Source organism: Halomonas campaniensis, assembly GCF_002211105.1.
GTDB classification, from domain to species: Bacteria; Pseudomonadota; Gammaproteobacteria; order Pseudomonadales; family Halomonadaceae; genus Vreelandella; species Vreelandella campaniensis_A.
Genome location: NZ_JPUA01000012.1, coordinates 96,207 through 108,455 on the forward strand (window position 1 = coordinate 96,207; position 12,249 = coordinate 108,455).

General features: G+C 55.4%; 14 protein-coding genes. 5 read left to right on the plus strand and 9 right to left on the minus strand.

Annotation, left to right across the window (positions count from 1 at the left end):
- The first annotated feature begins 79 nt into the window (after positions 1 to 79).
- Together JI62_RS05520 and JI62_RS05525 are read left to right on the plus strand one after the other, a co-directional pair.
- A complete protein-coding gene (locus tag JI62_RS05520) occupies positions 80 to 649 on the plus strand; it encodes a DJ-1/PfpI family protein (RefSeq protein ID WP_088699201.1) in 570 nt (189 codons plus the stop codon).
- Between the two features lie 131 nt (positions 650 to 780).
- A complete protein-coding gene (locus tag JI62_RS05525; protein WP_088699202.1) occupies positions 781 to 1,143 on the plus strand; it encodes a ribbon-helix-helix domain-containing protein in 363 nt (120 codons plus the stop codon).
- Positions 1,144 to 1,153: 10 nt separating this feature from the next.
- Here the strand turns inward: JI62_RS05525 and JI62_RS05530 are convergent, their stop codons facing one another.
- Entirely contained in the window at positions 1,154 to 1,921 is a 768-nt protein-coding gene (locus tag JI62_RS05530; RefSeq protein WP_088699203.1) for a DUF1499 domain-containing protein, read from the minus strand.
- A gap of 94 nt (positions 1,922 to 2,015) precedes the next feature.
- On the opposite strand from JI62_RS05530, the gene JI62_RS05535 reads away from it, so the two are divergent.
- On the plus strand, positions 2,016 to 2,348 hold the full coding sequence (locus JI62_RS05535) for a hypothetical protein (protein WP_088699204.1): 333 nt from the start codon (positions 2,016 to 2,018) through the stop codon (positions 2,346 to 2,348).
- 22 nt (positions 2,349 to 2,370) lie between these two features.
- On the opposite strand, the gene JI62_RS05540 is transcribed toward JI62_RS05535, so the two are convergent.
- Positions 2,371 to 2,604, minus strand: a complete 234-nt coding sequence (locus tag JI62_RS05540; RefSeq protein ID WP_088699205.1) for a DUF3820 family protein — start codon at positions 2,602 to 2,604, stop codon at positions 2,371 to 2,373.
- Complete coding sequence (locus tag JI62_RS05545) at positions 2,601 to 3,491, minus strand: LysR family transcriptional regulator (RefSeq protein ID WP_088699206.1); 891 nt, start codon at positions 3,489 to 3,491, stop codon at positions 2,601 to 2,603. The genes JI62_RS05540 and JI62_RS05545 overlap by 4 nt, the downstream gene beginning before the upstream one ends.
- A gap of 134 nt (positions 3,492 to 3,625) precedes the next feature.
- Here JI62_RS05545 and JI62_RS05550 point away from each other — a divergent pair, with 134 nt between their 5' ends.
- Positions 3,626 to 4,051 (plus strand): VOC family protein, encoded by a 426-nt coding sequence (locus tag JI62_RS05550; protein WP_088699207.1) that lies wholly within the window; start codon positions 3,626 to 3,628, stop codon positions 4,049 to 4,051.
- A 24-nt stretch (positions 4,052 to 4,075) separates the two neighbouring features.
- On the opposite strand, the gene JI62_RS05555 is transcribed toward JI62_RS05550, so the two are convergent.
- A complete protein-coding gene (locus JI62_RS05555) occupies positions 4,076 to 4,969 on the minus strand; it encodes an AraC family transcriptional regulator (protein ID WP_088699208.1) in 894 nt (297 codons plus the stop codon).
- 219 nt (positions 4,970 to 5,188) lie between these two features.
- Here JI62_RS05555 and JI62_RS05560 point away from each other — a divergent pair, with 219 nt between their 5' ends.
- Positions 5,189 to 6,250, plus strand: coding sequence for an NAD(P)-dependent alcohol dehydrogenase (locus JI62_RS05560; protein WP_088699209.1), 1,062 nt, complete (start codon positions 5,189 to 5,191; stop codon positions 6,248 to 6,250).
- 137 nt (positions 6,251 to 6,387) lie between these two features.
- Here the strand turns inward: JI62_RS05560 and lnt are convergent, their stop codons facing one another.
- From lnt to miaB, 5 genes are all read right to left on the minus strand, one after another.
- Positions 6,388 to 7,863, minus strand: a complete 1,476-nt coding sequence (gene lnt, locus JI62_RS05565; RefSeq protein WP_088699210.1) for an apolipoprotein N-acyltransferase — start codon at positions 7,861 to 7,863, stop codon at positions 6,388 to 6,390.
- Positions 7,864 to 7,926: 63 nt separating this feature from the next.
- Positions 7,927 to 8,826, minus strand: coding sequence for an HlyC/CorC family transporter (locus JI62_RS05570; RefSeq protein ID WP_088699211.1), 900 nt, complete (start codon positions 8,824 to 8,826; stop codon positions 7,927 to 7,929).
- A gap of 149 nt (positions 8,827 to 8,975) precedes the next feature.
- Positions 8,976 to 9,482, minus strand: a complete 507-nt coding sequence (ybeY, locus tag JI62_RS05575) for an rRNA maturation RNase YbeY (RefSeq protein WP_088699212.1) — start codon at positions 9,480 to 9,482, stop codon at positions 8,976 to 8,978.
- Positions 9,479 to 10,558, minus strand: a complete 1,080-nt coding sequence (locus JI62_RS05580; protein ID WP_088699213.1) for a PhoH family protein — start codon at positions 10,556 to 10,558, stop codon at positions 9,479 to 9,481. Before JI62_RS05580 ends, ybeY begins: the two co-directional genes overlap by 4 nt.
- Before the next feature lie 85 nt (positions 10,559 to 10,643).
- Positions 10,644 to 11,987 (minus strand): tRNA (N6-isopentenyl adenosine(37)-C2)-methylthiotransferase MiaB, encoded by a 1,344-nt coding sequence (gene miaB, locus JI62_RS05585; RefSeq protein WP_088699214.1) that lies wholly within the window; start codon positions 11,985 to 11,987, stop codon positions 10,644 to 10,646.
- Between the last annotated feature and the right edge of the window lie 262 nt (positions 11,988 to 12,249).

Sequence of the window (12,249 nt, forward strand, 5' to 3'; positions counted from 1 at the left end):
TGCTAGTCTCATCTAACACGCCCCGCGTGTGCTCAAACACTCGATCAATAACCATAAGATAGATAAGAGGAGCACTGAGATGAGCAGCAAGCGCATTTTAATGATCACCGGTGATTTCACCGAAGATTATGAAACCATGGTGCCATTTCAGGCACTCATGGCCGTTGGCCACCGTGTCGATGCTGTCTGCCCTGGGAAAGCCTCAGGCGATACGGTGGCGACGGCAATTCATGACTTTGAAGGTGATCAAACATACTCCGAAAAGCCCGGCCACCGCTTTGCCTTGAATGCTGATTTTGCCAGCATTAACCCCGCCGATTACGACGCCTTGGTGGTGCCTGGTGGTCGTGCCCCAGAATATCTTCGTTTGAACAAAGAGGTGCTAACCATGGTTCAGCACTTTTTTGAGACCAACAAGCCTGTGGCGGCGATTTGTCATGGTGCTCAGCTATTAGCCGCTGCAAAAGTACTGGAAGGGAAGCAGTGCTCCGCTTATCCGGCCTGCCAGCCGGAGGTGGAGCTTGCCGGTGGTCACTTTGCCAACCTGGAAGTGACCGATGCGGTAACCGATGGCAACCTGGTCACTGCCCCTGCGTGGCCTGCACACCCGGCTTGGCTTGGCCAGTTTATGGCGTTACTGAATAAGTAAGGTTATCTGCGGTGATAACGACGTTTGCGCCCAGCACCTGCTGGGCGCTCTGCGCCTATGTCCGCTATGCTAATGACTCGTGTGGACACGAATAGTCCAAGAGAAGATGTTTACCAAAAGAGACTACGCCCATGTGTAAACTGTTCGTTCAAGCTGACCCCGAGCTGTGGCGCAGCGCGACACACTCGCTGCGTATCGATGGCATGGTCACCAGCGTGCGTATGGAGAATTATTTCTGGCATATTCTCGAAGAGATTGCCCAGCGTGATGGCATGAACACGGCCCAGATGATCACCCGGCTGTATCACGAATCCATCGACGCCGGACACGATTTGGGCAACTTCACCTCGTTTTTACGCGTTTGTGCCCTGCGTTATCAAGCGCTTCAGTTGAGTGGAGATATCCCCACCCACCACCAGGTGCCTATCGCCACCCTGGACGCTGAGCAAATTTTAGCGCGCGAAGATAGCCATAAGCGCGATCAGATACATTAACGAATACGAGCTATTTAAGCCGCGCTTCCAGCGACGTTAAAAAAGCTGCGATTCTTGCCGCGTTGGTGCCCACGTCGCTGGCACCCAGACGTGACGCCGAGCGCATATCCACCTGCACCCCGTTCTCAACCTCAGTTAAGCGAATCACCACATCATCCTCAAAGCCAAACCAGCGCGTGGTCGCGGTGGCTTCTATGTGATTGTCGGTAATTCGGGCGATACGCCAGCCAGCCTCTTCGGCCTCTGCTTGCGCGGCAGCGAGTACCGTTTGTGGGGCTTCGTCCAAGACCAGCGGCTTGATGTCAGGGTAGGCTGCTTGCTGCTGCTGTGCGGTGGCACCGCCCGGGTAGTCAACCGCGTTAGGCGCCGCTTCTCTTGCGTCAGCTAACGCTTCAAAGGCAGGAGGGTTTTGCGTATCGGTGGTGATGTCGTGAATCGCAGGCACCTGTTGAGCGCGTTGCCAGTGCTGCCAGGGTATGTAAAGCAGTGCAGCCGCGGCGACGATGACCAGGGTGGCGATGAATGCCGGCCTGGAACGACGCATCAGCATGCTAAACAGCAGCGTGATAATACTGATCGCTATTGCGGCTCCGGCGGCATAGACGCCGTTGCGAAGTAAGTTAAACGCCTCACCTAAGCTGACGAGTTCGCCCCGATAAGCAGGCCCAGCGCCCGCCATCATTAGGGCCGCCACCGCTAGCAGCAGAATGGCCAAGCCAGCCAGTATACCTGGCCAACGGCCTCCACGAGGGCGTACCGTTGTTAGTCGCGTTACCATGTTCTCTCCTTATCACCGCGTATTTCGCTACTCTTAGCACAAACACTTCGCCAATGGGCAGTGTGAACATTTTAAACCAGACGATAGGATAGATATGACCGATAACGTAGCCGCGCTTCGCCAGCTACTGCTCAGTGCACCGCGTGACACTCTGCCCATGACGTATCAGCAGGTGGCTAGTGCACTAGCGCTCACGCCGCCGCGCACTATTGCTCAAGTCACCCAGGCATTAGAGCAGTTAATGCGTGAAGACGCTGCCCAGCAGAAGCCTTTCATCGCGGCGCTGGTGGTCAGCCGCCGAGGCGATGGTTTACCTGCGGCTGGCTTTTTTGAACTAGCCGTCGCCTTAGGCCGCTTTCCTGCGGATACTGCACAGCATGAGACGGCTTATCGGGCTGAATTTCAGCGTGCTCTCAACGCGCGTTAGAATGCCGAAAAAACGCCAATCCTTAGGTTTCGCCACGCTGACTCGGCGCTTTACGCAGTGGATCAAGCAGCGGGCCAAGCCCATTGTGATCGATTTCATGCATTAAATGCAGCAACTGACCAATCTCCCCGGAGGGAAACCCTTCCCGTGCAAACCAGTTTAGATAGGGGCCGGGAAGATCAGCGATAAGCCGACCCTCATACTTGCCAAAGGGCATGGTACGCGTCACTAATTTTTCCAGATCCTCTGGCTTCATCCATTTACTCCTTTGTCAGGACGCTGGGCGATTTCGCCAATCAGTTGAGCAAGCGCCCTAGCGGGTTCGTTTAAATGGCCGCTGGTGGGATGAATCAGACCCACATCGCGGTGAAAAGTGTGCTCGCCTAAATCAATCGCACGCACTCCCGATGGCCAGTGTTGCTGTGCTATCGCTTGTGGCACCAGGGCAACGCCTACTCCTTTTGCGACGAGTTTAACGATGGCTTCCAGTTCATCGACTTCGCACACTTCACGCACGTTGCAGTGATTGTGACGAAGGAAGCGATCTACCTGACGGCCCCCAAAAGAGGCACGGTCATAGCGGACAAACGGCTGTTGGGTGATGAGTTCCTGCCACTGGTCGCCGTCAATATGGTGCGGGACGATTAATCGAAAAGGCTCATGGGCTAGGGGCGTCCAGCGCAAATCGCTGTGCAGTGAAAAGGGCGGGCGAATAATCACTGCCATGTCCAGCTCCCCAGCGTCGACTTGATTCACTAGTTCCATAGATAGCCCAGGCACCACGCGCGTGCAGCACTCGCTATAGGTGTGATGAAAGCGAGCCAGTGCATCGGGCAGTAGCGAGCGCTGTATCGAAGCGATGGCACCAATGTTGACCCGTTGAGTGGCTGGTTGGCCCGCTGCCGCAGCACCCAGTGTGCTGTAGAGGGTGAGCAGGGCATGGGCTTGTTTTAACGTTTCCTGCCCACGCTGGGTCAATATGGCGGCACGCCCTTTACGTTCAAACAGCGGGATACCCAACGCTTCCTCAAGACGTTTCATCTGTGCGCTGACCGCTGCTTGAGTCAGGCCGATTTTGTTGCCTGCGGCGGCGAAGGTGCCTTCCTGTGCAACCGCAATCAGCGTTTTTAGCTCGCGGATCATTGATAAATCCTTTTTGTGAATCAGCTAAATAGTTATTGATTTTATTTTCCCATGCGCCGCCCTAGGATGAACAGAGTGGAGCCTTATAAAGTGCCCGCTAACCCTGATAACATCCCATAATATGGAGAATGACCATGAGCCTTTCACCCTTCCATCTGGCGATTCCCGTTTACGATGTTGCGCTAGCCCGGGCGTTTTATAACGATGTGTTTGGTTTGGAAGAGGGGCGTTCCAGCGAGCAGTGGGTCGACTTTAATTTCTTTGGCCACCAACTGGTCATTCATGAACAGCCCAAAACGCCAGGGCAAGAGAGCGCACACACCAATCCGGTAGATGGACACAACGTGCCGGTGCCGCACTTTGGCGTGATCTTGGCGTGGGACGAATGGGAAGCCTTGGCCGAGCGCTTGAAAGCAAGGGATACACAGTTTGTGATTGAGCCTTACGTGCGTTTTAAAGGCGAAGTCGGCGAGCAGGCCACTATGTTCCTGCTCGACCCATGTGGCAACGCCCTGGAATTCAAAGCGTTTAAAGATATGAGCCAGGTCTTTGCAAAATAAATAGTAGCCGCTAACAGCGAGGCCTTAGGCCCGTAACGCTTGCTCCTGACGGCGATGTTGAAGCGGCGGCTCGCCAAAGTAGCGCTTATAGTCGCGGCTAAACTGGGGCACGCTGCGGTAACCCACCGCAGCAGCAGCTTGATTGACGTTGTGATTATCCTGCAGCAGCAACTGCTGCGCTTTGATCAACCGCAACTGTTTTAAATATTGGGCCGGTGACGAGCGGGTAATTTGTTTAAAGTGCTGGTGAAACGTCGACGGACTCATATGGGCCTGCGCTGCCAACTGTTCCACGCTAAAGTCGTCGGCAAAATGGGTGTGAAGCTTAGACAGCACCTGCACGATGCGTGAATAGTTCCCATGCCCCAGTACCAGCGCCCGTAAAGCGGGCCCTTGTTCCCCCTTTAGCGCTTCAAACACCACGTCACGAATGCGGGCGTTGCCCATGGCGCTGCACTCTATCGCTACATTTAGCGCGCGCGCTAAGCGCAATACGGCCTCCTGCATGCCCTCTGTCATGGCTACCGAAGCCATGGGTAGTGGCGCCTGTATGTACTGTCCGGTATCGCCCATGGCCATCACCATCTCGCTTAACAGTGCCGGATCCAGGCGCACCGATATACCCAGTAACGGGGCTTCAGGCGAGCCGTAGGTTTCGCACTCAAAGGGCAGTGGCAGCGTTTGGACTAAGTAGTGACCGGGGTCGTAATAGATTTCGCGATCACCCAGATAACCCATTTTACGCCCCTGGGCAATGATGGTCAGACTTGGCTCATAGATCAGCGGTGTGCGGATCTGGTGGCGGCTTAAACAGAGTAACGACACGCCAGGCAGCGGTGTGTTATTGATGCCGTCGCCTTTAACCAATGGCGCGATAACGGTAGCCAGCGCATTGCCAGCCTGAGCGGTGGAGGCCATGGGGTGTCTCTCTGGTTTCTGGTGGCTTTTGTATAATCATAACGATTTATGGCCATTTTTTGTTATTTTATTACGTGTTATCGGAGTATTTGGCAAAAATGGCGTAGCTTCGTTCATCGCTATCATCACTCATTAGGCGAATACTATCGGCATACCTCGCACGAGGGGAATCGTCTGCTGATTTATAGAGCAGTCTTTTGCTGATAAGGAGTTTCACCGATGAGCCAAGCATTATCCTACGCCGCATTTGCTAACGATAAGCCCTTAGCACCGTTTACGTTTGATCGTCGCCAGCCGCGCCCCGATGACGTCGCCATCGAAATTCTCTACTGTGGTGTCTGCCACAGCGATCTGCACTTTGCTCGCAATGACTGGGGCATGAGTCAGTACCCTGTAGTGCCTGGCCATGAGATTGTCGGCCGCGTGACCTCTGTCGGCGATAAAGTGACGCGTTTTAAAACCGGCGATCTGGTGGGTGTCGGTTGCATGGTGGATTCATGTCGTACCTGTGCCGCCTGTAAAGATGGCGTAGAGCAGTACTGCCTGGAAGGCTTCACCATGACCTATGGCAGCGAAGATCGCCAGGATGGCACCCTGACCCAGGGGGGCTACTCTGACTCCATCGTGGTGAGCGAGCACTTTGTGCTTCAAATGCCTGATGGTATCGATCTGGCCTCGGCAGCGCCGATTCTCTGCGCTGGTGTGACTACCTATTCACCGCTCAAGCATCACGGCGTAGGTAAAGGCCATAAAGTCGGTGTCATTGGTATGGGCGGCTTAGGCCATATGGGCGTTAAACTGGCTAAAGCATTGGGCGCTGAGGTCACTGTGTTTACTCGATCCGACGCCAAAGTTGACGAAGCTAAGCGTAACGGTGCTGACCATGTGGTGGTTTCCAGCGACCAGGCGCAGATGGATGCGGTGGCAGAAACCTTCGACTTTATGCTCGATACCGTGCCCGTGCAGCACGATTTAAACCCTTACTTAACGTCGCTGAAGTATGACGGTACCCATATCATTGTCGGTCTGCTTGAGCCTATTGAGCCAGCCATTGAAGCCTTTAACTTGGTCTTTAAGCGTCGTGTGGTGGCTGGTTCGCTCATTGGTGGCATTGCGGAGACAGAAGAGCTGCTCAAGCTGTGCGCGGATCAAGGTATTACCTGTGATATCGAGATGCTCGATATCAATAACATTAACGAAGGTTTTGAGCGCATGGAAAAAGGCGATGTTCGCTATCGCTTCGTGATTGATATGGCGACGCTAAAAAACAGCGCAGCCTAAATAACGGATTGACTAGCTGCCTATCTAGCCACTTAGGTAGGCGGCTTGCTTGAGTAAAACAAAACGGCCCGAGTCCAGCAGAGGACTCGGGCCGTTTTTCTAGCTTCCTTGTGACTAACGCCTCTGACGTTCCCGCTTCACGCCTGACGGGTGGCTCTCGCTGCCACCACGCCGGGTAATAGCATCAAGCCTGCCAGCAACCAAGCCGGCCAGCTACCCAAGCGGGTGAAAGGCGTTAGCCCCTCCATAGCGTAGAACTCGCCAGTAAGCGTTGTGGTTTCAAACTGTGGGGCGCGTTCAACAATTTGCCCATTGGGATCGATAATAGCGGTAATGCCGTTACTGGTGGCACGCACCACATAGCGACCATTCTCTAACCCACGTAGGCGTGCCATCTGCAGGTGCTGGTGGGGGCCGATTGAGGCGCCAAACCAGGTGTCGTTAGACACCGTCATGATCACTCCGCTGTCTTGGGCTCGGCGAGCGACCAGCTGTGGGTAGATAATCTCATAGCAAATGGCATTGCCAATTGAGATCCCGGCGGCCTGCATCGGCGTTTGCGCCGTTGCACCTTTGGTGAACGTGGACATGGGCAGGTCGAAAAAATCGATCGCCCCGCGCAATATGCTCTCCAGCGGCAGGTACTCACCAAAAGGCACCAAGTGCTCTTTTTGGTAGCTGCCCTCTACGTCGCCAACGCCAATCACGCTATTGAAGTAGCGCTCTTGTTCGTCGCGCTGAACGATGCCGGTGAGTAGGGCGACGTCGGGGGGCAGGTTCGCTTGCACCCGCTCCAGGACTGGGCGAGCCTGGGTTTCCATCATTGGCAGGGCGGTTTCTGGCCAGATGATCAGGTCGACCTCATCAGCGACTTCGCGGGTGAGTTCACTATAGGTATTCGCCGCAGTGCGCTGCCCTTCGGGCGTCCACTTCAACAGCTGCGGCAGATTGCCCTGTAGCAGTGCCACGCGTGTAGGCTCATCGGCTGGCGTAGTCCATTGCTGGGGGAGTGCCAAGGGAATTAGCCAAATGGCAGCCAGTGGGACAAGCGTCCACCACTGACGGCGCAGCAGTAGCTCAGCGCCAAGCGCACCGCTAAGCGCGACCATAAGTGAGAGCAGGTAGACGCCGCCAACGGGCGCCCAGGCGGCCAGCGGCGAATCGACAAAACCAGAGCCCAGTAGCAGCCAGGGAAAGCCGGTAAACAGGTAGGTGCGCAGTACTTCGCCCAGTACCCAGGCGCCCGCAAAGCTGATAAACGCGAGTCGTGCGGAGGTGAAGCGCCGGTAGAGCCAGAAAGTGCCGGCAAAAAACAGCGCCAGAATTGTCACGAACAGCGCAGTAAGGAAAACGGCGAGCGGCACGCCGGTGTAACCGTAGTCGTGGATAGAGACATACACCCAGGAGGTGCCGCTGGCGAACAGTGCCACGCCGTATAACCAGCCTTTCAGAGCCGCCTGGGCAGGGGTTAAGGTGTGCAGGCCCACATAGAGCAGACCAATCGCCACCGGGCCTAGCCACCAAAGCTCAAAAGGGGAAGCCGTTAGGGTGGTGAAACCGCCCGCCACCAGGGCAGCAAGCAGCTGTAACAAAAACGCGGGGGGGAAACCCATAGCGATAACCTATCTACGGTAAGGTGCAAGAAAGTGGGTAGAGAGCAGCACGACAGCAAGCGCCTAGTCGGGCTTGTTCTCTTGGTCATCATCCTCTTCGTCATCACGACGCGTGTCGCGGTAGGCTTCAAGGAGACGAATGCGCCGAGTGTCGGCATTGAGAATCACAAACCGCCAGCCGCCCAGAATGGTGTGTTCACCGCGACGCGGGAGATGACCAAACTGCTGCATCACCAGGCCGCCAACGGTATCGAACTCATCGTCAGAGAACTCGGTGTCGAAGCGTTCGTTGAAGTCTTCGATGGGGGTCAGTGCGCGAATGGCGTAGCGGCCATTCTCTATTTCGCGGATATCGTCTTCTTCATCGGTATCGTGCTCATCTTCGATGTCGCCGACGATCTGCTCAAGAATATCTTCGATGGTGATAATGCCCGCGGTGCCGCCGTACTCATCCACCACCACCGCCATATGATTGTGGGTATCCCGAAACTCTTTGAGCAGGCTGTTGAGCCGTTTTGATTCAGGGATAAACATCGCCGGGCGCAAAATGTCATCTAACTTGAACGCATCACGCTGGGCCTGCGTCTGGGAGAGGAGGGGGAGCAGGTCTTTAACCAGCAGAATGCCTTTTACATCATCCAAGTTCTCGCCAATCACCGGATAGCGGGAGTGACCGGTTTCCTGAATCAGCGGTAGGTAGCCGTCGCTGGTTTGATCCAGCGCGATGGCGGATACCTGGGAGCGGGGTATCAGCACTTCGCGAACCTGCTGATCGCTGATCTCAAGGGCGCCTTCGATGATCATGATGGCGTCCTGATCCAGCTTTAGTTTCCCTGCAGTATGGCGTAAAAACGTCATCAGCTCATCCCGCGAGCTGGGTTCGTCATTGTCTCCGGAAAGGGCGCCAAAGAGTTTCTCGAGCCAGGATTTTTGATTGGGGTTGCTCGATCGGTCTTCGCTCATGCGTCAATTCTCTCGTTTGCGGGCAGACAGTTGCTATCTCATTGACTAGGTCGTCAGGTAGCTGTTTTATCACTGAAACGGGGGATAGTACCAGATTAGTTGTTACGTGATTTAACGCACCTACTGCCAAATAATAGAGAGGCAGGCGTTTAAGCGTCATCCCTGTTGTGCATGTGGGTGTTATCAGCATAAGGGTCGGGGATGTTTAGCTCCGCTAACAGCTCGCGCTCAAACTGCTCCATCTCCTCGGCCTCTTGATCATCCATATGATCGTAGCCCATTAAATGCAGGATGCCATGCACGACCATATGGGCGTAGTGATGCTCAATCGGCTTACCTTGCTCAGCCGCTTCCTGGGCCACCACGGCATGGCAAATCACCAGGTCGCCGAGTAGCGGTAATTCCACACCCGGCGGGCTCTCAAAGGGGAAGGACAGCACGTTGGTGGTTTTGTCTTTGCCGCGGTAGTCGCGGTTGAGCGTTTGGCTTTCGAGCTCGTCGACAAAGCGAATAGTCACTTCAAGGCGCTGATCGTCTGGGTGGTGGGCAAACACACAGTCCACCCATTGGGTAAGCTGTGTTAACGAGGGGAGCTGGGGGTCGTTGATCGCCGTCTGGCGATCAACGATGCATCCATTCTTTGTACCTTCACTCATCGCGAGCTATCCCAAGCGCCTTCGCGTGCCTGCATGCGTGCGTCGCGCTCTTGCTGGCGCACTTCGCGGCGGGCGCGCTCTTCCACTTCCTGCTGGGATTCAAACATATCGTAGGCTTCGATAATGCGCTGAACCAGCGGGTGGCGTACCACGTCCTTGGCGGCAAAGTGGGTGACGCCGATGCCTTGAGTATCTTTCAACACGTCGAGCACCTGAATCAGCCCCGAACGCTGGCCCTTGGGTAGGTCGACCTGGGTCACGTCGCCGGTAATCACGGCGGTAGAGCCAAAGCCAATCCGGGTCAGAAACATTTTCATCTGCTCTGGGGTGGTGTTCTGACTCTCATCCAGAATGATATAGGAGTTATTGAGCGTACGGCCGCGCATATAGGCCAGCGGGGCGATCTCAATCACCTGGCGCTCAATCAGTTTTGCGACTTGCTCAAAACCGATCATTTCGTACAGGGCGTCGTAAAGAGGGCGCAGATAAGGGTCGATTTTCTGGGCCAGGTCGCCAGGCAGGAAGCCCAGCTTTTCACCCGCTTCAACCGCCGGGCGTACGAGCAGAATACGACGTACTTCCTGCTGATTGAGTGCTTCTACCGCGGCGGCAACGGCAAGGTAGGTTTTACCGGTACCCGCAGGCCCAATGCCGAAGTTGATGTCGTGTTCGCGGATGCTAGAGACGTAGCGTTGCTGGTTAAGCCCGCGCGGTTTGATCATGGTGCGCGGGGTGCGCATGATCACTTCATCGCCGCTGCCGGTGCCGTCCTCTTCCTCTTCCAGGGCTTCAAGCCCGGACTCTTGCAGGAACAGGTGCACAGTGTCAGCGTCAAGTTCGCTCGCCGCTGTCTCGCGATAGAGGTGTTCCAACACGTTTGCCGCTGCTTTGATGCGGTTGGCTGGGCCCGCTAGTTGGAACACATTGCCCCGGTTGCGCAGCGTCACATCTAGGCGGCTTTCAATCAGCTTCAAATGCTCGTCCTGCTGGCCGCAAAGGCTAGCAAGGCGCTGCGGATCATTGGGTTCAAGGCTTAAGGTGATGATGCGATTGGCCTGAGGTGTTGGCTGGCTCAAGAGTGGGGAACCCCTCGTTAGTGTGTGTATCGTTCAGCTTACTGCCCCGCCCGAAGCGGGGCAATGATCTGTGATAAGTGAACGATCAATAGCGCTCGGGAGAGGCAAGCTCACCCCGTAGCGAATTGGGAAATGCCTCGGTGATCTCTACATCGACAAAGTAGCCGATCAGCTCGGTGGGGTTGGCAGCGCGGAAGTTAACCACGCGGTTATTCTCGGTGCGACCTGATAGCTGGCCGGGGTCGCGGGGCGAAAATCCGTTAACCAGTACGCGCTGTGTGCTGCCGACCATGCGGCGGCTAATTTGCGCGGTTTGCTGAATGATTCGCTCCTGCAGAATCGCCAAGCGCTGCTTTTTGACACTCTCTGGCGTTTCATCCGGCAGGCCAGAAGCAGGTGTGCCGGGGCGTGCGGAGTAAACGAAGCTGAACGAATGATCGAAGCCGATTTGATGAATTAAATTCATCGTCGCTTCAAAATCTTCTTCTGTTTCGCCGGGGAAGCCGATGATGAAATCAGAGGAGAAGCTGATATCCGGGCGATTGGCGCGGATGCGCTCCATCTTTTCGATGTATTCGGCCGCCGTATGCCCGCGCTTCATGGCAGTAAGAATGCGGTCTGAACCCGACTGTACCGGTAGGTGTAGGTGGCTCACCAGCTCAGGGATATCGGCAAAGGCGTCGACCAGGCTGTCGGTAAACTCCACCGGGTGTGAGGTGGTAAAGCGGATGCGGTCAATGCCCTCTACCGCCGCCACGCAAGCAATCAGTTCGGCCAGGTCGATTTCATCGCCAAGCTGGTTCTCACCACGGTAGGCGTTAACGTTCTGGCCCAGTAGGTTGATCTCGCGCACGCCCTGGTCGGAAAGATGGATGACTTCATCCATTACCGCTTCGAAGGGGCGTGAGACTTCTTCACCGCGGGTATAGGGTACCACGCAGAAGGTGCAGTACTTGGAGCAGCCTTCCATGATCGATACAAACGCCGTTGCACCGTCGGAGGTGGGCTTGGGCAGGTGATCGAACTTTTCGATCTCTGGAAAGGTGACATCCACGGCAGCAATCTGGTTGTTGCCACGGGCATCCAGCATGGAGGGCACGCGGTGAAGGGTTTGCGGCCCGAATACCATATCCACGTGAGGGGCGCGCTTGCGAATGGCTTCGCCTTCCTGGCTCGCCACGCAGCCACCTACGCCAATCACCAGGTTCGGATTAGCGTCTTTCAGCTTTTTCCAGCGTCCCAGCTGATGAAACACTTTCTCCTGCGCTTTTTCGCGAATCGAGCAGGTATTGAGCAGAATGACATCGGCTTCACGCTCATTATCAGTGAGTTCGAGCTGGTGAGATTCGCCGAGCAGATCCGCCATGCGGGAGGAGTCGTACTCGTTCATTTGGCAGCCGTGCGTTTTGATGAAGAGCTTCTTCGCCATCGGTACCTGTCATCTATGAGTCGTCGGTGGACGAGGATGAATGGAGTGTTGTCGCGCGGTCGGCAAGTATGCTGTGCCAACCACTGTCATGTATAGGCGCATTATACGGATACAGGAAACCAGCGGCTAGCGTTCATCCATAATCGATACTTGACCCTCACGTTTCTATGAGTATACTACGCACCGTGTTTGAGCAGTTCCTCGATAGCTCAGTTGGTAGAGCAAATGACTGTTAATCATTGGGTCGCAGGTTCGAGTCCTG